The 20624-nt window shown below is 60.7% G+C and carries 20 protein-coding genes; 9 read left to right on the top strand and 11 right to left on the bottom strand.

The window, feature by feature from the left end; all coding sequences use genetic code 11:
• Positions 1-58 precede the first annotated feature (58 nt).
• Both FHX14_RS02475 and FHX14_RS02470 read left to right on the top strand, forming a co-directional pair.
• On the top strand, positions 59-355 hold the full coding sequence (locus FHX14_RS02475) for a DUF1778 domain-containing protein (RefSeq protein WP_184375933.1): 297 nt from the start codon (positions 59-61) through the stop codon (positions 353-355).
• Positions 356-1021: 666 nt separating this feature from the next.
• The gene (locus FHX14_RS02470; RefSeq protein WP_184375931.1) at positions 1022-1942 is read left to right on the top strand and encodes a zincin-like metallopeptidase domain-containing protein; all 921 of its coding nucleotides are present in this window, start codon (positions 1022-1024) and stop codon (positions 1940-1942) included.
• A 110-nt stretch (positions 1943-2052) separates the two neighbouring features.
• On the opposite strand, the gene FHX14_RS02465 is transcribed toward FHX14_RS02470, so the two are convergent.
• From FHX14_RS02465 to FHX14_RS02420, 10 genes are all read right to left on the bottom strand, one after another.
• The gene (locus FHX14_RS02465; protein ID WP_184375929.1) at positions 2053-2865 is read right to left on the bottom strand and encodes an ABC transporter ATP-binding protein; all 813 of its coding nucleotides are present in this window, start codon (positions 2863-2865) and stop codon (positions 2053-2055) included.
• Positions 2862-3851 (bottom strand): ABC transporter ATP-binding protein, encoded by a 990-nt coding sequence (locus FHX14_RS02460; protein WP_184375927.1) that lies wholly within the window; start codon positions 3849-3851, stop codon positions 2862-2864. The genes FHX14_RS02465 and FHX14_RS02460 overlap by 4 nt, the downstream gene beginning before the upstream one ends.
• A gap of 1 nt (position 3852) precedes the next feature.
• Positions 3853-4710 carry an ABC transporter permease gene (locus tag FHX14_RS02455; protein ID WP_184375925.1) on the bottom strand — a complete coding sequence of 286 codons (858 nt, stop codon included), beginning with the start codon at positions 4708-4710 and terminating at the stop codon, positions 3853-3855.
• A 3-nt stretch (positions 4711-4713) separates the two neighbouring features.
• Complete coding sequence (locus tag FHX14_RS02450) at positions 4714-5718, bottom strand: ABC transporter permease (RefSeq protein WP_184375923.1); 1005 nt, start codon at positions 5716-5718, stop codon at positions 4714-4716.
• 121 nt (positions 5719-5839) lie between these two features.
• A complete protein-coding gene (locus tag FHX14_RS02445) occupies positions 5840-7744 on the bottom strand; it encodes an ABC transporter substrate-binding protein (protein WP_184375921.1) in 1905 nt (634 codons plus the stop codon).
• Between the two features lie 202 nt (positions 7745-7946).
• Complete coding sequence (locus tag FHX14_RS02440; protein ID WP_184375919.1) at positions 7947-9455, bottom strand: alpha-N-arabinofuranosidase; 1509 nt, start codon at positions 9453-9455, stop codon at positions 7947-7949.
• A 209-nt stretch (positions 9456-9664) separates the two neighbouring features.
• Entirely contained in the window at positions 9665-10588 is a 924-nt protein-coding gene (locus FHX14_RS02435; protein ID WP_184375917.1) for an ArsR family transcriptional regulator, read from the bottom strand.
• Positions 10589-10723: 135 nt separating this feature from the next.
• A complete protein-coding gene (locus FHX14_RS02430; RefSeq protein ID WP_184375915.1) occupies positions 10724-11482 on the bottom strand; it encodes an IclR family transcriptional regulator in 759 nt (252 codons plus the stop codon).
• Between the two features lie 370 nt (positions 11483-11852).
• Positions 11853-12613 (bottom strand): IS5 family transposase gene (locus FHX14_RS02425; protein WP_184375913.1). Its coding sequence is split into 2 segments (ribosomal slippage): positions 11853-12286 and positions 12286-12613, totalling 762 coding nucleotides; the frame shifts between segments, so codons are not numbered across the junction.
• A gap of 148 nt (positions 12614-12761) precedes the next feature.
• Positions 12762-13037 carry a hypothetical protein gene (locus FHX14_RS02420; protein ID WP_184375911.1) on the bottom strand — a complete coding sequence of 92 codons (276 nt, stop codon included), beginning with the start codon at positions 13035-13037 and terminating at the stop codon, positions 12762-12764.
• Between the two features lie 349 nt (positions 13038-13386).
• On the opposite strand from FHX14_RS02420, the gene FHX14_RS02415 reads away from it, so the two are divergent.
• The gene (locus FHX14_RS02415; protein WP_184375910.1) at positions 13387-13644 is read left to right on the top strand and encodes a GlsB/YeaQ/YmgE family stress response membrane protein; all 258 of its coding nucleotides are present in this window, start codon (positions 13387-13389) and stop codon (positions 13642-13644) included.
• A 173-nt stretch (positions 13645-13817) separates the two neighbouring features.
• Here the strand turns inward: FHX14_RS02415 and FHX14_RS02410 are convergent, their stop codons facing one another.
• Positions 13818-14687 (bottom strand): NmrA family NAD(P)-binding protein, encoded by an 870-nt coding sequence (locus FHX14_RS02410; protein WP_184375908.1) that lies wholly within the window; start codon positions 14685-14687, stop codon positions 13818-13820.
• A gap of 100 nt (positions 14688-14787) precedes the next feature.
• Between FHX14_RS02410 and FHX14_RS02405 the strand changes: the two genes are divergently transcribed.
• From FHX14_RS02405 to FHX14_RS02380, 6 genes are all read left to right on the top strand, one after another.
• Positions 14788-15681, top strand: coding sequence for a LysR substrate-binding domain-containing protein (locus FHX14_RS02405; protein WP_184375906.1), 894 nt, complete (start codon positions 14788-14790; stop codon positions 15679-15681).
• A 298-nt stretch (positions 15682-15979) separates the two neighbouring features.
• Positions 15980-16687, top strand: coding sequence for a 3-oxoacid CoA-transferase subunit A (locus FHX14_RS02400; RefSeq protein WP_184375904.1), 708 nt, complete (start codon positions 15980-15982; stop codon positions 16685-16687).
• The gene (locus FHX14_RS02395) at positions 16684-17388 is read left to right on the top strand and encodes a 3-oxoacid CoA-transferase subunit B (RefSeq protein ID WP_184375903.1); all 705 of its coding nucleotides are present in this window, start codon (positions 16684-16686) and stop codon (positions 17386-17388) included. Before FHX14_RS02400 ends, FHX14_RS02395 begins: the two co-directional genes overlap by 4 nt.
• A 9-nt stretch (positions 17389-17397) precedes the next feature.
• Positions 17398-18603: a 3-oxoadipyl-CoA thiolase gene (pcaF, locus tag FHX14_RS02390; RefSeq protein ID WP_184375901.1), complete on the top strand. Its 1206-nt coding sequence runs from the start codon at positions 17398-17400 to the stop codon at positions 18601-18603.
• A gap of 40 nt (positions 18604-18643) precedes the next feature.
• A complete protein-coding gene (locus FHX14_RS02385; RefSeq protein WP_184375899.1) occupies positions 18644-19126 on the top strand; it encodes an N-acetyltransferase in 483 nt (160 codons plus the stop codon).
• Positions 19127-19255: 129 nt separating this feature from the next.
• On the top strand, positions 19256-20470 hold the full coding sequence (locus FHX14_RS02380; RefSeq protein WP_184375896.1) for an MFS transporter: 1215 nt from the start codon (positions 19256-19258) through the stop codon (positions 20468-20470).
• The last annotated feature ends 154 nt before the right edge of the window (positions 20471-20624 follow it).

Below are 20624 nucleotides of genomic sequence, written 5' to 3'. Positions count from 1 at the left end.
TCGCCTTTGTAAAGATGATGTCGTTACGTTACGTCTCTGCTCCAGACGGGAGTTTGCCATGGCCACCTCGCACTCGAACAAAAGTCCAGACGCAAGCGTGCCGTTGAATATACGTATCAAGCCTGCGACCCGCAACTTGATCGATCGCGCCGCCGAGTTGTTTGGCAAGACGCGCACGGATTTCATGCTGGAGGCTTCCGCGCGGCGGGCTGAGGAAGTGCTGCTCGACCGTACGATCTTCACGGTCAGCCCTGAAATCTACGCCGAATATCTTGCCCGCCTCGACGCGCCGGCGCAGCCGAATGATCTCTTGAAACGGACCATGTCGACCAAATCGCCGTGGGACGAGGCGTGAACCTCGCGCCGGCACCCCATCACGAACTGGCCGAAGCTGGTGCGCCCTGCTAGACTCGCCGACGAGCACGAGCCTGTGTCTTTGACAGCCGGGGAGCGGGCCGCGATTGCGGAATCGAGCGCCGCCGCTGCGCGGGCGATTCGCAAGCGATGATTGACCCACGGCTCGAATGTACGCGTATTGCTCGCATCGCCGGGCTGAAATCGCCGCCAGCACCCCCTCTGAGCGCGCGCAGCCACTTGCGCCTGAAACGGACCATGTCGACCAAAGCACCATGGGACGAGACGTGACCCTTCGCATCTCCACTGACCAATCTTCAGGAGCTTGCCGAATTTTCCGGGGCCTGAATTGGTGACTGGCTCGTCGCCGCGCCAGCCACTGATGGCGTCAGGCAGGTAAGCCCCTGACGCTCCGGCTCACGTTGGAGGCGATCGGCGTGATGCAGTCTCGAATTTTCTACATCTGCCTCCCTCGGAACCTCGCCGCAATCTTGCTGCCATCGCGTCCTGCCCTGGCTTTTGGTCCTGCCAGGCTCGCGCCGCCGGCAACGGCTTTGCCGTCCTCCACTTCGTTGCGGCCCTGCGGGTGCAGGCAGCACTTGCAGCCTGGCTTTCGGACCGCCGTAGCAGGTCGCGATGGCCGCGACCTCGAAACGGAGGTTCAGACATGAGCAGGCAGCAAAGCAATCAACGATCAGACATCTACAGCCGCATCACCAACAAGATCATCGCCGATCTCGAGCAGGGCGTACGGCCCTGGACCAAACCGTGGACCACGGGTAATGCGACGACCGAGGTCAGCCGGCCCCTGCGCCACAATGGCCAACCCTACACCGGGATCAATGTTCTGCTCCTTTGGTCTGAAGCCATCGCCCGCGGCTTTGCATCACCAAGGTGGATGACGTTTCGCCAGGCAATCGAGCTCGGCGGCGCCGTCCGCAGGGGTGAGACCGGCACGACGGTCGTCTTTGCCAGCTCTTTCATCCGCGCCGAGACGACGGAGACAGGCGCCGAAATCGAACGCGATATCCCCTTCCTCAAAACCTACACCGTGTTCAACACCGATCAGATCACCGGCCTCAATGGCCTTGCTCACTCTACAGCCCCTGGCCAGGATTGGATGAGCCGCATCGGTGCTGCCGGCCGGTTCTTTGCCAATACCGGCGCACTGATCCGGCACGGAGGATCGGCGGCCTATTATGCTGCTGCCCGTGATTACATCCAGATGCCATGCCTCGATGCCTTTCGGGACGATGCCGCCTATGTCGCCGTCCTTAGTCACGAGATGACGCATTGGACCGCTGCACCCCGGAGGCTTGATCGGGATCTCAGCCGCTACGCGAAAGACAGGAGTGAACGCGCCCGCGAAGAACTCATTGCCGAACTCGGCAGCTGCTTTCTCTGCGCCGATCTTGGTATCGTTCCCGAGCTCGAACCACGCCCCGACCATGCAAGCTATCTCGATGGTTGGCTCAAGGTTCTCGGCAACGACAAGCGCGCGATCTTTTCAGCGGCAGCTCATGCCCAGCGCGCCGTCGACTACCTGCATGACTTGCAGCCGGTCCTCGACGAGGAGGAGGCGGCGTGAGCCGTCTCTTTCTTAGCCATTCGGGCTCTGATCACTTCAGCGACCCAATGGCAACGCGAGCTCCTCTTGTGTGAAGTCCTCTCGGATCACCAAACTTCGCCCGCAGCCACCTACAATGCCGGGGCGAAATCGGCTGCCAGCACCGCTTCCTTCAGCGCGCGGGAGTACGGATGCTGCGGATTATCCAGCACGGGGCGAGCCTGGCCGCGCTCGACGATTTCGCCCTTGCGCATGATGATGATGTTGTCGCTGACGTAATAGGCGGTGGCGAGATCATGGGTGATGTAGATGATCGACAGACCGAGTTCGTTTTTCAGGCGGCCGAAGAGGTTGACGATCGCCATGCGGAGCGACGCGTCGACCATCGAGACCGGCTCGTCTGCGACCAGCAGGCGGGGTTGCGGGATCAGCGCGCGGGCAATGGCGACGCGCTGAAGCTGGCCGCCGGACAGTTCGTGGGGAAAGCGGCCTTTCACCTCTTCAAGCGTCAGGCCGACATGCACAAGGGCGGCATCGGCCATCCGCTCCGCCTCTTTCCGGTCTATCCGTTTTCCCGGGCCGGACAGATTGCGGGCTGTCTCGAACAGATAACGGTCGACCCGCTTCAGCGGATTGAAGGCTTCGAACGGGTTCTGCAGAACCGGCTGGACCTCCTTCATGAAGGCCTTGCGCTCGGATCGGCTATGGATGGAGACGGTTTTGCCGGAAAATTCCAGCCGCCCTTCCGTCGGTGTCGTCTGCCCGAGGATCATCGCCGCAATCGTCGATTTGCCCGAGCCGGATTCGCCGACGATCGAAAGGATCTCCGGCTCCGCCCCGACTTCGAAGCTGACATCCTTGGCGGCGGTAATCAGGCGCCGGCCGAGCATCCCGCCTTGGCGATAGACTTTGGTGACATGCGAAAGGTGAAGCAGAGCGGTCAAACCTGATCTCCCGTAACTGCAAAACAGGCGACGCGGCGCCCCGGCTCGACGGTGACGAGCGGCGGCACCTTCTGCGAACAGATATCCATCCGTATCGGACAGCGCGGGTGAAACCGGCAGCCTTCCGGCGGCATGGCGAGGTTCGGCGGGCGCCCCTCCAGCGAGGGCCGCGTCGTCGCATCGCCGATGCGCGGCAGGCTGCCGACCAGATGCTGGGTATAGGGGTGGAGCGGCTTGCTGAAGAGTTTAGCGGTCGGCGCTTCCTCGACGAGACGCCCGGCATAGACGATGCCGATACGGTCGGAGACTGTCGCGTGAACGCCCATATCATGGGTGACGAACAGAAAGGAGGAACCCATCTCGCGCTGGATTTCGCGGATCATCGACAGCACGTCGCGCTGAACGATGACGTCGAGCGCGGTGGTCGGCTCGTCGGCGATGATGAACTCCGGCGTCAGGATGGTGGCAAGCGCAATGGTCATGCGCTGGCGCATGCCGCCGGAGAGTTCGTGCGGATAGGCGTCGAGCAGATGCGGATCGAGCTTCAGCCGCTGCAGATGGGTGGCGACCTTCTCAAAGAAAACTGGCTTGCTGACAGCCATGTGGCGGAAGGCGAAATCGGTGAAGGAATGGCGGATCCGGCGCACCGGATTGAGCACATTCATCGAGCCCTGCATGATATAGGAGAGATGCCGCCAGCGCAGCGCCATGCGCTCCTCCGGCTTCATCGCGTAGATATCCTGGGTGCCGCCGGCGAAATGGAATTTGACGTTGCCCGACACCACCCGGAGCGGCGGCCGGATGGCGCCGGCGATGGTTTTGATCAGGGTCGTCTTGCCGCTGCTTGATTCACCGGCAACGCCGTAAACCTCGCCGCGGCCGATCGTCAGGCTGATATCGTCGACGGCGCGCACTTCGCGATCGACGCCAAAAAGGAAGGCGCGGTAATAGGCTTTCAGGTTCTGGATTTCGACCAAAGGGTCCATGCTAACTTCCCATCCGGTTCAGCCGGCTGCGCGGATCATTGTATTCGTTCATCGACATCGACAGCAGGAAGAGCGCCAGGAACAGAATGACGATGACGGCGACGGGGGCCGCCACCCACCACCATATTCCGGCGATCAGCGCCGAATGCGCATTGGCCCAGTAGATCATCATGCCCATGGTCGGCGTCTCGATATCGGTGAAGCCGAGCACCGAAAGGGTGATCTCCATGCCGATCGACCAGATCATGTTGTTCATCGTGGTGGCGAAGACGATCGGCAGAACATAGGGCAGGTGCTCCTCGACCAGGATCTTGCGCATGCTCATGCCGGAATAGACGCTCTGGGTGGTGAACGGCCTGGTCTTCAGGCCGATCGCCACCGAGCGGATCAGACGCGCATCGTAGGACCAGCCGAGCGAAGCCATGATGACGATCAGCACCGTCCAGGTCATGCTGTCCTTCAGCACGAAATAGAACAGGATCAGCAGCGGAAATTGCGGGATCACCATGATGCTGTCGTTGATCGCCATCAGCACCCGGTCGACCGCGCCCCCGGCATAACCGGCGACCAGGCCGACGACGAGCGAGATGATGCGGGAGAGAAAGGCGACGCCGATGCCGAAATACAAGGTGTTGCGCAGGGCCGTCGTCAGCTGCCAGAACACGTCCTGGCCGCGCGATGTTGTGCCGAGCCAATAGTCGCCACCCGGCGGCATGTCGGGCGGCAGAAGATAGATGTCCGTCGGGGCGTAGGGCGAGAAATACGACAGGATGATGAACCCCACGATGACGGCAAAGAGCAGCAGGCCGCAGAGGAATTCGAGGTTCTGGCGGGCGAGGTCGCGGATGATGGTAAACATGGCCTATTCCACCTTGATGCGCGGATCGATCAGCGGGCTCAGAATGTCGATGATGAAGACGGCGGCGGCGACGCCGACGATCGACAAGGCGCTGAGGCCGAGCACCAGGCTGTAATCGCCGGCATGCACCGCCGAAATCAACAGGTTGCCGATGCCGGGATAGCCGAAGACGATTTCGGTGATGACGGTGCCGTTGAAGATCGCCCCGAGCGACATGGCAAGCCCGGTGAATTGCGGCACCATGGCGTTGCGGGCGATGTAGGAGCGGAGTATTTTCCGCTTCGGGACGCCGCCGAGTTCGGCGAAGACGACGTAATCATCGGTGATGATGTTGGACACCAGCGCCCGCATGCCGATCAGCCAGCTGCCGGCGCCGACAAGGATCAGTGACAGCGCCGGCAGGATCGAGTGTTCGAGGATATCGAGCACCAGCGCAAAGGAGAGATCCAGATTGGCATTCATCTCGTAGCCGCCATTGATCGGCAGCACCGGCCAGAGATAGCCGAACAGGATGAGCAGCACGAAGGCCAGAATATAATAGGGAATGGGGAGCAGGGCGATGCAGACGAGGCTGACCGCCTTCAGCACCATGTTCTTCCGGTAATAGCCGGCGAGCGCGCCGAGCGCATTGCCGAGCACGAAGGTGATCAGCGTCGAGACGGTCATCAGCCCGATCGTCCAGGGCAGGGACCGCATAATGATGGTGGACACGGGTGTGGGGAAGGCAGACAGCGAGGGGCCGAGATCGCCGGTCGCAAGCCGCAGCCAGAAGTGCAGATATTGCTGCCAGATCGAGCCCTCCATGCCGTAAAGCTCGCGCAGCGACTGGCGCATCAGTTCGATCGCATTCGGATCGGACTGCCCCATCTGGGTAATGGCGCCTATGCTTTCTTCGACCGGATCGATCGGGGTCAGGTGAGTGACGAAGAAGGTGATGCTGACGCCAAGAAAGACGACGAGCAGAAACTGACCGAAACGCTTCAGCACAAAGATTAGATAGGGCGTCATAAGGCAGTGGTTCCTCTCTGGTTCTCCTTTCATCGATTGGACGGCATCGATGGAAAGGATCGGCGGGCAGAGCCCGCCGATAAGGAGCCGGCGCGTGGCTAAAGCGCCGGCGTTGGGAGGATTATTTCGGTTGGGCCGGCTTCAGCTTGACCATCATCAGCCTGGAGTTGGCCCAATTCGGCACCGGGTCGGTATAGGGGTCCTTGATCGTCGGATAACCGGTCCAATAGGTCGTATCCATCGAGGTGAAGACGTTATAGGACATCAGCGGGATCGTCGGCATTTCGCGGGCAACCAGCTTCAGATAATCCTTACCGAGCTCGATGCCCTTCGGATCGTCGGCACTGATGCCGCGGATCGTCTCGATGATCTTGTCGAGCTCCGGATTGCTCCAGCGCTGCCAGTTGCGCGGCGGCTGGTTCTCACCCTTTTTCGCCACGAACTGCGAGTGCCAGCTATCGAGGAAGAAGGACAGGTCGGGATCGCCGCCCCAGGTCTCGACGCTCCAGGCAATCGCCACCTGAAAATCACCCGGCTGCAGTGCAACCTGCCAGAGGTTGGTCGTCGGTACGGCTTTGGCATCGATGCCGAAGGCGGCCCATTGCTGCGCGATCAAGGTGCCTGCCCGGGTGAAGACGGAGCGCGTGTCGCCCTCGACCGTCATCCGGATCCTGAACGGCTGACCATCAGGGGTCATCCATTTGCCGCCGCTCTTCTTGAAGCCTGCCTTTTCAAGCAGTTCGGCGGCAGCCTGCGGGTTCGGCTTCCACCAGCCATAGCCGAAGGCCGTGCTGATCGCCTCGGGGTCGGTCGGGATCTGGTCCTTGAACTTCGGCTGCTTGCGCAGCAGATCGGCGACCTGCTGCCCGATCGTCGGGTCGTAGGGCTTGATCTTCTGCTTGCCGGTGTCAATCTCGAAATCCTTCAGCCAATCCTGCATCGGCGCCTGATAGTCTTTCATGGCGATCGCCGTCGGCGGCACACCGAGTGCGGAGAGCGTCGCGGTGCCGCGATAGCTCGCCATGTCGACCGCTTTGATGTCGATCAGCAGGGCTAGCGCCCAGCGCACGTCAGGATTGTTGAAGGTCGGGTCCTGGGTGTTAAAAATGACAGCCGGCAGCGTCGGATCCGGATGGGCGAAGGGGAAGCCCGGGAACCAGGTCTCGATCGACTTGGATTTCTCCTTGAGGGTAAACATGCCCTCCGGCGTGTTGTCGTGGATGATATCGAGATTGTGCTCGAGCTGGGCGATCGTGCGTTTATCCGGCGGGCCGGGATCGACGTAAGTCACATATTTCGGGGCCGGCTCGCCGAAGCGGGCAAGCGAGGTCTTCTGCCAGTCGTCGCGCTTCTCCCAGGTATACCACTTGCCCTGAGGATCGTAGGCCTTGAGCTTGTAGGCGCCGAGCGAAACCGGATTGGCGAAATCATAGCGAAGCGGATCGGCGACCTTCTCGAATACATGCTTGGGCATGATCCATGCGCCGTTCCAGCGAACGGTGAAAAGGGCGTGGAAGCGCGAATTCGGCTTCTTCAGCTTGAACACCACGGTCTGAGGATCGGTCGCCTCGACGCTTGCCACCTGCACCGAGAAAGCCGCACTCCAGACCATGCCGGGATGATCCATCTGCGTCTTGACGGTATAGACCACGTCGTCGGCCGTGAACTCGACACCGTCGCTCCAGAAGAGCCCCTTGCGCAGTTTCACGGTCATTTCGGTGAAGTCGGCGTTATATTGGGGCTTGTCGGCGGCCAGCGAATTATCCCAGGTCGCGCCGCCAAGCCCTTGCTCGGGGTCGATATACCAGAGCGTATCCATGGTCAGCTGCTGCAGACCGGTGGAGACACCGGCGCCGGCATTGACCCAGATGTTGAACCAGCCGGGATTTTTGATCGTCCCTTCCGGATTTTCGACTATGAGCGTCTCCTTGCGCGGCAAGGAGGTATAGTCATCGGCTTTGGCCGCCGCCGTCAGGCCGAGTGCGGCCAGCGCGACGCCAAATGCGAGCCTCTTCAACTGTTGCATGAACTCCTCCCTAGAAAGCGACGATACGGCGGCCGCAAGGGCACGCATGGGCATGTCGCGGTTGTCGGTTCGCGAAAGCATCAGGACTTGAAACACTCAAGGTCCAAGGCTTCAGCCAACCATCCCTCCGGCCCGCCTGCCTCCTCGCAGTCGAGCCGAATCTCTGCAGCCGGGGCCAAGCGGCCTTACCCGGCGGCGGCTGTCAGACCGACAGCCGAATGACGTTGTAGGACAGCGGCTTCAGCGCCGCCCGCAACCTGCCGTCCTCGATCTTCGCAGTCTGGACATTGACCGGAGCGACCGTGTCTTGCCGCGCCGCCGTGTTGACGGCTTGCAGATCGCTATGGGTCATCTCCACCTGCTCGATGACGCTGGAGGTCCCAAAACCTTCCAGGCGCACGTCAAAATCCAGTGCCGTCTGCGGATGACGGTTGACGGCAAAGAAGGTCAGCGTCTTGCCATCCTCGGAATGGACTGCCGAGACGTCGAGATAGGGAACGTCGTTCTCCTCGTCGCTGTCATAGGTCGGGCCATCGACGACCAGCTGCAGGGCTGCGCCGCGGCCATATCGGGAGGCGTAGTAGAAGGGGTAATAGATCGTCTGGCGCCAGGCAGCCCCGCCGTCGTCGGTCATGATCGGGGCGATGACGTTGACGAGCTGGGCGATGCAGGCGATGCGCACACGGTCGGAGCGGCGGATGAAGGTGTTGAGGATGCCGCCGACCTGCAGCACGTCCTCGAAATTATAGACGTCTTCAAGCAGATGCGGCGCATCCGGCCATTCATCGCGCGCCAGGATTTCCTTGTCCTGCTGGTTGGAATGATACCAGACATTCCATTCGTCGAAGGAAATGCCGATTGTCTTCTTCGAGCGCTTTTTCGCCTTGATATAGTCGATCACGCCACCGATCGTGGTGATGTAGCGGTCGAGCTTCGTCGCCCGGGAGAGATAGTTGAGCGTATTCTTCTCGCGGTTGGCAAAATACATATGCAGCGAGATATGGTCGGCGCTGTCATAGCACTGCTCGAGGACCTGAGCCTCCCAATCCGGATAGGTTTTCATGTCGGAATTGGACGAGCCGCAGACCACAAGTTCCAGCGACTTGTCGAAGCCGCGCATGGCCTTGGCCGTCTCATCCGCCAGCCGGCCATATTCATAGGCCGACTTGTGGCCGACCTGCCAGGGGCCGTCCATCTCATTGCCGAGGCACCACAATTTGACATCGTGCGGATTGGCCCAGCCGTGTTTGCGGCGCAGATCGGAATAATAGGTGCCGCCGGGATGATTGCAATACTCCAGGAAATTGCGGGCCGCATCCAGGCCGCGCGACCCGAGATTGACGGCGAGCATCGGCTTGGTGTTCGCCTTCTTGCACCAGTCGACGAATTCATTCACGCCGATCTGATTGGCTTCGCGGGTGCGCCAGGCAAGGTCCAGACGAACCGGGCGCTCCGAACGCGGGCCGACGCCGTCTTCCCAATTATAGGCCGAGACGAAGTTGCCGCCGGGATAACGGCAGTAGGGCGTGTCGAGATCACGCACCAGATCGAGCACGTCGCGGCGGAACCCGTCCTCGTCGGCTGTCGGGTGTCCGGGCTCGTAAATGCCGCCGTAGATCGCTCTGCCGAGATGCTCGAGAAACGAGCTGTAGAGCCTGGCGTCAATGGTCGCGATGCGGAAATCGCGGTGGGCAACGACATTGGTCTTCAACGGATCCTCCCGTTTTATGTATCAGAAATTTTGTTTTCTTGCCTCCAACTTGATATCAGGAATGTCGTTCTGTCAACTAAGCCTCGCATTTAATCATACTAATTGAACATCTAAGATAAACCGTCTAATTTCAACGGCTTAAAATATTTAGCGGGCGCGCATGCTGAAAATAACGGCTCTTTGTAAATCAAAATTTCCGATATCGTTGCTCACACGTGCAGTCGCATGATGATGTCGCGACCGTGATTTCCAAAGCCACGGCCGAAAATATTGACGCTCCCGGTATGACCAGCATTTTCGGCAATGCCGACACGCAACCGAATGGACGAGTGCTGGCCGAGCGCGAGATCGCCGAGTGTGACATTCGAGGCGGCGACACCGTCGATGAACGTTCCACGCGTGGAGATGCGCCAGGTCTTCATCGCCCCATATTGCGAGCCTTCGAGTTTCCACCAGGCTGGCGTGAAGGCGCCGCGCTTGTCGCCGTAGTCGCCGGGCGACGTCCAGGTGCCAATCGCCATGCCGTTCACCCAGAGCGTGATGTCGGAAGGCCAGTCCGGATTGGTGCCGGGCACCTCAGACGACAGCTCCAGCGAAAATTCGATAGCCCGGATCTCTTTATTCAAGACCTTGGCATTGTTGGGGAATTTATACTCGACATAGCCCCGGCCGAACCAGACGAGCCCGGCCTGCATGCGCTGCGGATCAAGAAAATTGTCCGGCACATCGAGGGGCCCGATGACGCTCTCGCTGGAACAAAGACCGCAAGGCGCATGGACGTCGCAGCTCGTGTAAAGTCCCACCGGCATCTCGACTTCAATGATATTGTTGGCCCGTTGCGCCGCACTTTCCTCGAAGCTGATCAGGATTTCGCTATAGACCGCCGAGCAGATCTTCTGGTTGCCCTTGCGGGCCTTCGCCAGCCGGGATTCGACGAGCCCCGCCTCTTCCAGAATCTGGATGCCCGTGGCGACTGTCGATTGCGGAAGGGAAAGCGCCTGCGCAATATCATTGATATTCGTTGGCCCTTTGGCGCAGAGCAACTTCAGCATCTCGACCCGCGCCGGCGCCGAAAGCGCCCGTATCGCCGTATTATTCTCACCGGCTGCAATCGTCAAAAACGAACGTTCCATCAATCCCCCAAGAATTCCCGGAGAAATGATTTATATCGAGAATTGTGATACATCAAGCGGGAATAGTTAAACAGATGAAGGAGTGAAGACCGGACGCTTCAGTACCGGGGCATCCATCCCGATTGATCGAGCATTTCACCGGCGCAGCAGCGGCCGCAATACGGCCTGTGTTTCCTTCAGCAATGGCAAATAGCGCTCCTTCATCTCCGCAGCCGGGAGGAGTGCGGCCGGCGCGCCGATATTGATCGCCGCAACCGTTTCGCCGCGGTCGTTTTCGACGGGCACGGCGATCGAGCAGAGGCCGATCTCCAGCTCCTGGTCGATGATCGCATAACCCTCGGCGCGCACACGATGGAATTCGGTGATCAAATCCTCCGGATCGGTCCTGGTGTTCGGGGTGTTTTGTTTCAGCTCGCTGCGGGCAAGGATGGCGCGCGCCTCGTTGTCAGTGAGTGCTGCGAGCAGCACGCGGCCCATCGAGGCGCAATAGGCTGGCAGGCGGCTGCCTGGGGTGAGGTTGATCGACATGACGCGGCGCTGCGAAGCCCGCGCGATATAGACGATATCGGTGCCGTCGAGTACTGACGCCGAGGCGCTCTGCCCGGCTTTTTCGGACAATTGATCGAGATGTGGCTGGATGAGGACGGGCAGGGGAGTTGCCGAAAGGTACGCATGCCCGAGCCGCAGAATTTTTGGTGTCAGGGTGAAGAACTTGCCGTCATAGTCGGCATAGCCGAGTTCGGCGAGCGTCAGCAGCGAGCGGCGCACGGTGGCGCGGTCGAGCCCCGCCAGCTTTGAAGCTTCGGCGATCGATAGCCGCTGACGCGTTTCACCAAAGGCTTCGATAACTTTCAAGCCGCGGGCAAAGCCGCTGACGAAATCCGTTTCACGCATGGTTGCCCCTTTTGTACCTAGGGGCTTTTATCGCCCTTTTTCCTTTGTGCTAAAAGGTTTCGCAATCCTGTTCCAGCGGATTTGTCTGAATGGCGAACCCGGGAGCCAATGTCTTTACGGGAGGCAGACCAGGACGAGCCATTGCTGAAACGGGCGGTCGAACTTAGGACAGCTACATAGGGGTGGCCATGGCCGATTTTTGAAATCCTGAAGAGCCGCTCGAGCCATTTGGTGACAAATGTGTTGCCCCGCAGGAGGCCGTGGCTGTCGGTGGATAAGATGCCCGATGCTTCAGAGGGGCGTTTACCGGGTTCGCCCCGGCATTTTGAGGTCGCGCATCGTCAGATCACGAGCTAGGAGCTGTGGACACCTATCTGAGCCATAGGATTGTTGCGGCCAGAGCGATCATGGCTTTGTAGTTTCGAACGGTTTTCTCATATCGTGTGGCGATGCGTCGAAACTGCTTGAGCTTCGAGAAGCAGCATTCGACGAGATAGCGCTGAGCATAGAGTTGCTTGTCGAGCGGATACTTCTTGGCACGCGAGGGGTTGTTCGGGATGACCGCTTGCGCGCCCTTGTCGGCAATGAGTTTGCGTAGCCGGTCGCTGTCGTAGGCCGTATCGGCCATGACGACCTCGGCTGGCAGGTCTTCGATCAGGAGATCGGCTTGCGGTGCATCGCCTTTCTGACCGGCGGTGAGGACGAAGCGGACAGGGCATCCAAGACCACGCACCGCCATGTGGATTTTGGTGCTCAAGCCGCCGCGGGAACGGCCAAGGGCCTGATCTTCAGCCCCTTTTTTGCGCCGGAGGCGTGCTGGTGGGCGCGAATAATAGTGCTGTCGACGATCAGATATTCGAAGTCGGTATCCTCCGACATCGCCTCAAAGACACGCCACCAGACACCCTTTTGGCTCCAGCGGCTGAAGCGGCGAAACACACTGTTCCAATCACCGAACACCTCCGGCAGATCGCGCCAGGGCGAACCCGTCCGCACGATCCACAAGACCGCTTCCACAAACATGCGATTGTCACGTCCAGATGAACCGCGCGTGCGATCGTCGCCAATGATATGGCGAGACATCCGCTCCCACTGGTCATCGCGAAGAATGAGACGATCTAAAACACCCATGACTGCCTCCAAAAGACAGTCTTGAATCTGATTTGCTCACCTTTGGGAATCCCAAGAGTCCACGACTCCTAGGCGAGGCAACTCGTGCTCACCATGAATGCCTAACTCAAACCAAGCGATAAAGAATTTTCGCAGTGACCCGCAAGAGTTACTCCTGCTTGATGCCCATCACAGGCAGCGGAAACGGGTCGCCAGCCATCTTATGTTCGACGCCGCCTCGTTCAGCGATGCGCATGCGAACGAAGTCGGCGATGTCGCCTCCGCACGCTTCGTTCAACTCGGCCGCCGTGTATCCTTCGGCCTCCGCTGCAGCGCGCAGACGTTCCGCCTGCTGTTCAAGGGCCGAGTCCTGGGCGAGATCCGCCTCGCTTTCCAAATCGGGAAGTTTGCCTTCGAGCCACTCAGCAATGGTCTTCATCGTCATCCACCTTCCAAACGCCGCTCACGGGCAGCACCTCCGATAACGTCGACGAAGCTCCAATGTTTCGATCGGTTACGTCTTCGGTTTTGGCAGCCCCGATGCTTAAACCGCTGCAACCCGTGCCGACTTCGCACCCACCTCGACCAAAAAGATTGTCGACGGGATGGAGAACGACCATTATCACGGATAGCGGAGGCGGCGCTCCAAGATCGCTCGTTTCTCTGCTGGCGCCGGCCACTCCGCGCAGAGGGGCCTTAGCCCATGCCCCGGAACAATTCTTCTCTGCTGATGTTAAATGTCTGCGTTCGATTGGCCGGACGCCTTTAAATCAATCCGTTAGGGGAGGTTCGTTATGGATGACGCAGGTATCGGTTGGATTGCGGCAATCATCGTAGGCGGAATTGCGGGATGGCTCGCCGAAATGTTCATGAAGAGCAACATGGGCGTCATCATGAATATCCTCCTCGGCATCGTCGGCGCGATCGTCGCAAACTTTATACTATCGCTCTTCGGCGTGGTGCTCGGGGGGTGGGTCGGCTACCTAATCGCCGGCTTTATCGGTGCATGTATCCTAATCGCGCTTGCGCGAATGGTGAGGCGGACGGCCTGACGACCCCTCGCTTCTCTTTGGAGCGCCTGTGAACGACAAGGGCGACAGCCGGTTGAGGTCGGCCGCTCTCCGCTGCAGATCTTCATTCAAAGCAACCTCGGTGATGGAGGTGATCGTCTCCATCCACCGAAGGTTCCCATTGGTCTTATCTCTCACGGTCTGGGCCAGGACGCTCAGTTCCGTGTCGCCAGAGATGCCGCGGTCTCACGATAGGAATGCAACGGTCGGCCCAGAATTTTGACGAGGCGGTCCACATCGCCATCTTCCGGAATCATGCCGTCGCTCACGTAGCGCTCGGCCATCAATCGCATTTCATAGGCCATCCATATCGGCATCAACGTCGCCATAGTCTGCTCGAAGCCGCTTGGATGATCGCCTCCGTAGACGATCGGACGGCCGAGGACGTCGGTCCAGATCGCAGCAATGCCTTCGCCGGTCAGCGTGTCCGGGCCGACCAAGTTAACGGTTTCCACCTGAGACTTGCCGGGCGCCCGGTCGCGACGGACGAGCTCGATCGCCGCTACTTCCGCGATGTCGCGGGCATCCACCATCGCAACGCCCTTGCCGCCGATCGGCATCGGATAGACGCCATGGTTCAAAACCACGTCCTTGATCACCACCTCGTTGTCGATGAAGTAGCTCGGACGCAGGATCGTAGCGCTAAAGTCCATCGCCTTCAGCATCTGCTCCGCACCTGATTTCACCGCGAAATGCGGGACGTTGACGAAGCGATCGGCATGGATGACGGACAGGTAGACGACACGTTCGACGCCCGCTTCGCGGGCGATGTTGAGGGTGATGATGGCCTGCGTGAATTCATCGCCAGTCACCGCATTCAGAAGGAAGAGCGTGCGGACCCCCTTGAAGGCGTTACGCAGGGAGGCGAGGTCTAGTATCTGCCCCTGAACCACCTCGACTTCGATCGGGAAGTCAGCCTTCGAGGCGTCACGGGTCAGGACGCGCACCTTGGCGTTGCGAGAAACGAGTTGTCCGACGACGTGGCGGCCGACGCGGCCGGTTCCACCGATTACCAGGATTGTCATGGAAGTTCTCAGTGGGTTGTTGACAACCCGAATATGGATGGATCACTGATGATCCAATAGACGGATAATCTGGACACCTCGTCTCACTGGTGGAACATCAATGGATCTTCTCGGTCTCGCCGACTTCGTTCTTGTGGCCCGGCATGGCGGCTTCGGCAAAGCTGCGCGTGCGACGGGACGTCCGAAAGCGACGCTTTCCCGGCGGGTCACGGACCTGGAGGCAAGCCTTGGCATGAGGCTGGTCGAACGCGGTGCAAGGATGCTCAAGCTCACGGAAGAGGGTCGAGCGCTCCAGGAGCGTGCCGGAGCGCTCCTGACGGAATTGGACGAAACTGCGACGGCAATCGCGGCCGGGGGCGACAAGCCACGGGGCAGCTTGAGGATCAGTGCGCCGTTGTTGTTCTCCCAGACGGCGATCGGCAAGCTCGCGGCCAGCTTCGCTCTGAAGTATCCAGAAGTGAGGTTGGAGGTCACCACAGAAGACCGCGCCGTCGACATGGTCGAGGAAGGATACGACCTGGTGATCCGGGTCAATCCGAATCCCGACAACACCCTTGTCGGCCGCATCTTCATGCGAGACCGTCTGGTCGTGGTTGCACCTGCAAACCTAAAATATCCTGGGAATAATGCCACCGTTCCAGTCATCGTGCGCGACCCGCCGGGTGCAATGAATGCGTGGGCTATTACCACGGATGCCGGCGCATCGACCATCAAAGTCGAGCCCATCCTCAGTCTCTCCTCTCTGCTGAACGTCCACGACGCCGTCAGGATGGGCGTCGGAGCAGCCCGACTTCCCATCTCCCTCGTCAGTGACGACATTGCTTCGGGTAAGCTTGTGAAGTGGGGAGATGTGCCGGGTTCGGAAATCGGACTGTGGGCCCTCTATCCCTCAAGGCGCTTGCTCAGCGCGCGGGTGACTGCTTTCCTCGACCATCTGAAAGGGACATTTCCGAATGGGATGCCGGATGAGCTTTCAGCCTACATCCACGGATGATCTTCAAGACACGGCAACCGCATTCATAGATCGCCGTCGGATGGCACATCCTTTGGCAATCCATGGCGAGCCGTCGCCGTAGCCGGAAGTTCAATTTGAACAGAACTTCTCAGTCAAAGCCAATAAGGATGCACCTCGAGCAAACTTTCAACAGAGTGCTCGACGGCCTCAATTTGTGCGTTATATGAACAAAAGTCAAATAACGCACAAAATCCTTGCCGTGTTTACCGTCCCGCCTTATGCCTGAGGCTGGAGAACGGGACGACCGGGATCTCGCACTACCCAAGGAGAAATCCGCATGGACAAGACAGTCGGGAGCACGGCGGAGGCCGTCTCCGAGATCGGCGACGGCGCGATCGTCATGATTGGTGGTTTCGGCGGCTCGGGCGCGCCGATCGAGCTCATTCACGCCTTGATCGACCGGAGGCCGAAGAACCTCACCCTGATCAACAACAATGCCGGCAACGGGCGCATCGGCATTGCGGCAATGATCGATGCCGGCATGGTCAGAAAGATGATCTGCTCATTTCCGCGCTCGTCGGATCCGCGCGCTTTCACCGACAAATATCTGGCCGGGGAAATCGAACTGGAGCTGGTGCCGCAGGGAACGCTGGCCGAGCGCATCCGCGCCGGTGGGGCCGGCATTCCGGCATTTTACACGCCGACGGCCTACGGCACGGAACTCGCTGACGGCAAGGTCATCGCCGAATTCGACGGCCGCCATTACGTGCAGGAACGCTGGCTGAAAGCCGATTTCGCTATTGTCAAAGCCGAGATCGGCGATATCCATGGCAACCTCACCTACAACAAGGCCGGCCGCAACTTCAATCCGCTGATGTGCATGGCGGCGGCCAAGACGATCGCCCAGGTCTCGTCGATCGTGCCGGCCGGCGGCATCGATCCAGAGCATGTGGTGACACCCGGCATCTTCGTCGACCGTGTCGTCGCCGTCCCCCGTCCGCAGCAGGAAGAAGAGCTCATTCGAGCCGGAGTGGCCTACGTATGACCGTCAACACTCATCCCATCAATACCCGGGAAGACATAAAGCTCTCCAATGCGCAGATTGCCTGGCGCGCCGCACAGGATATCGCAGACGGCGCCTATGTGAACCTCGGCATCGGCTTTCCCGAAATGGTCGCCCGCTATCAGCCGCTCGGCCGCGAAGCGATCTTCCACACGGAAAACGGCATCCTGAATTTCGGCGAGCCGCCGGCCGAAGGCGAGGAGGATTGGGATCTGATCAATGCCGGCAAGAAGGCGGTGACGCTGAAGCCGGGCGCGGCCTTCTTCCACCATGCCGACAGTTTCGCCATGGTGCGCGGCGGCCATCTCGACGTCGCGATCCTCGGCGCCTACCAGGTCGCCCAGAGCGGCGATCTCGCCAACTGGCGGGTCGGCAGCAGGGGCGTGCCGGCCGTCGGCGGCGCCATGGATCTGGTGCACGGCGCCAAACAGGTCTGCGTCATCACCGAGCACGTCACCAAGACGGGCGAGCCGAAGCTGGTGGAGAAATGCACCTTCCCGCTGACCGGTGTGGCCTGCGTCACCCGCGTCTATACCAGCCATGCCGTCATCGACATCGTCGATGGCCGCTTCGTCCTGCGGGAGAAGCTGGCCGCGATGTCGCAGGAGGAGTTGCAGACGATGACCGGTGCCGCCCTCCATGTCGATGGGCCGGTTGCCGACCTCGTCGTTCCGAAACTTTGAGGAAAAGCCATGACCGAAGCCTTTATCTGCGACTATATCAGGACGCCGATCGGCCGCTTCGCCGGCGCGCTCTCCCCGGTGCGCGCCGACGATCTCGGCGCCATTCCGCTGAAGGCGCTGATGCAGCGCAACGGCGGCGTCGATTGGGACGCCGTCGACGACGTGATCTTCGGCTGCGCCAACCAGGCAGGCGAGGACAACCGCAATGTCGCGCGCATGTCGGCGCTGCTCGCCGGCCTGCCGATCGCCGTTCCGGGCACGACGATCAACCGGCTCTGCGGCTCCGGCATGGATGCAGTGATCACGGCGGCGCGCGCCATCCGCGCCGGCGAGGCCGAACTGATGATCGCAGGCGGCGTCGAAAGCATGTCGCGTGCGCCCTTCGTCATGCCGAAGGCGGAGACGGCCTTTTCGCGGGCCGCCGAAATCCACGACACGACGATCGGCTGGCGCTTCGTCAACCCGCTGATGAAGAAGCAATACGGCGTCGATTCCATGCCGGAGACCGGCGAGAACGTCGCCGAGGATTATAAGGTCAGCCGCGAGGACCAGGATGCCTTCGCGGTGCGCAGCCAGGCCAAAGCCGCCGCTGCCCAGGCGAGCGGACGGCTTGCCAGAGAAATCACCCCGGTCACCATCCCGCAGCGCAAAGGCGATCCCGTCATCGTCGACAAGGACGAGCATCCGCGCGCAACGACGATCGAGACGCTGGCGAAACTCGCCACCCCTTTCAAGAAGGAAGGCGGCACGGTGACCGCAGGCAATGCCTCCGGTGTCAACGACGGGGCGGCGGCGCTGATCGTCGCTTCGGAAGCGGCGGCGCGAAAATACGGCCTGACACCGATCGCCCGCATCCTTGGCGGCGCGGCTACCGCCGTTCCGCCGCGGGTGATGGGCGTCGGCCCGATCCCGGCCTCACGCAAGCTGATGGCCCGGCTCGGCATGAGCCAGGAACAGTTCGAGGTGATCGAACTCAATGAGGCCTTTGCCAGCCAGGGACTGGCGGTGCTGCGGGCGCTCGGCATTGCCGATGACGATTTCCGCGTGAACCGCAATGGCGGCGCGATCGCGCTCGGCCATCCGCTTGGCATGTCGGGCGCCCGCATCACCGGCACGGCAGCGCTGGAGCTTCTGGAGACCGGCGGAAAATATTCGCTGTCGACCATGTGTATCGGTGTCGGCCAAGGCATTGCGATCGCGCTCGAAAGGGTTTGAGAACGTTGCGCCCGATGCCCGGCTTCTGTAGAAATCGGGCATGCTGATCCGACCCGCAGAAAACGACGATCGAGATGCCATCTGGAGGATCATCGGCCCGACGGTCCGCGCCGGTGAGACCTATGCGCTCGATCGCGATCTCCCTGAAGCCGATGCGCTCGCCTATTGGATGGGGAAGGACCGCGAGACCTTCGTCGCCGAAGAGGATGGCGTCATCCTCGGCACCTATTACATCAAGGCCAATCAGGCCGGCGGCGGCCGCCATGTCTGCAATTGCGGCTACATGACCGATCCCGCTGCGGCCGGCCGCGGCGTTGCCCGCCGCATGCATGACCATTCCCTGCAGCACGCCCGCGCCCGCGGCTTTCGCGCCATGCAGTTCAATTTCGTCGTCAGCAGCAACCGCCGCGCCGTTGAGCTCTGGCAATCCCTCGGCTTCGAAATCGTCGGCCGCCTTACCGGCGTTTTCCTTCATCCGAGTGAGGGTTATGTCGACGCATTAGTGATGTTTCGTACCCTATAGGACTGCACGGGAAAAAAGATGTGAGCGCGCTGTCGAAATCCCAGCAGTCCGAACGTCTTTTAGATTGCGAGGAGCGCGGCGGAGGAGCTGTGCGGCGCAATCACTCTGTCGGCATGGAGGTTTGAAGCCATGGGTGTTTCCTATCGTTGGGTCATCGTCGCCGTCGGCGCGTTGATGTCGTGCGTAGCCATCGGCGCGATGTTCTCGCTGGCGATTTTCCAGGAACCGATCGCGACTGCCACCGGCTGGTCGCATGTCGGTATCGCCAGTGCGATGACGCTGAATTTCATCGTCATGGGCTTTGGTGGCTTCCTCTGGGGGGCGGCAAGCGACCGCTTCGGCCCGCGCATCGTCGTGATGATCGGCTCGGTGCTGCTCGGCCTGGCGCTGGTTCTGGCGAGCCGGGCCGAAACGCTGCTGCAGTTCCAGCTGACTTACGGCATCCTCGTTGGCCTCGCCGCCAGCGCCTTCTTCGCGCCGATGATCGCAGCGACGACCGCCTGGTTCGACGAAAACCGCGGCCTTGCCGTGTCGCTCGTCTCCGCCGGCATGGGCGTTGCGCCGATGACCATCTCGCCTTTCGCGCGCTGGCTGATCTCGGCCTATGAATGGCGTCCCGCCATGTTGATCATCGGCATCGCAACCTGGGTGCTGCTCGTGCCGGTGGCCCTCTTGGTCCGGCGCCCGCCGGCCGAAACCGCCGATGCCGGCACCGAGTTTGCCGCGGAAGGCACCCGGCCACAGCTGTCGAAAGTTTTCAGGTCGCCGCAATTCATCGTGCTCGGCCTGACCTTCTTTGCCTGCTGCGCGGCCCATTCCGGCCCGATCTTCCACATGGTCAATTATGCGACGATCTGCGGCGTCGCGCCGATGGCAGCCGTCAGCATCTACAGCGTCGAGGGTCTTGCGGGCCTCGGCGGCCGGCTGCTTTATGGCACCCTTGCCGACAGGATCGGGGTGAAGCCGGTGCTGGTCGCCGGCCTGCTGATGCAGGCGGGCGCTCTTGCGACCTATCTCCTCGTCAGCGAGCTGACCCAATTTTATGCGCTCGCCATCGTCTTCGGCAGCGCCTATGGCGGCGTGATGCCGCTTTATGCGGTACTGGCGCGGGAGTATTTCGGCCAGCGCGTCATCGGCACCGTCCTGGGCGCAGCGACGATGCTCTCCAGCCTCGGCATGGCCATCGGCCCGCTGATCGGCGGCTGGATCTTCGACACCTTCGTCAATTATTCCTGGCTGTTCATCGGCTCGGCGATGGTTGGCCTCGGGGCTGCGGCGATCGCGCTAGCATTCCCACCACTCGCGCGCCAGAAGCCGCAGCCGGCCTTGGGGGCGTCTTCGTAACGAGATGGAAATTGGTGAGATCCGCCACGCGGCCGTTTACCCCTCCTAATCCCTGCCCAAACGGGAGAGGGTTTGGGAAGGGTCTTGGGTCGGTCCCATACAATCCCCACAGTGGAAATCTCCCGCTTTCGTGCATTGCCCTTCGCCGATTTCG

Source organism: Rhizobium sp. BK619 (genome assembly GCF_014195245.1).
In the GTDB taxonomy this organism is placed as follows: domain Bacteria; phylum Pseudomonadota; class Alphaproteobacteria; order Rhizobiales; family Rhizobiaceae; genus Rhizobium; species Rhizobium acidisoli.
The sequence above is the reverse complement of the archived record's forward strand: the minus strand, read 5'-3'. Positions and strand labels throughout refer to the sequence as shown.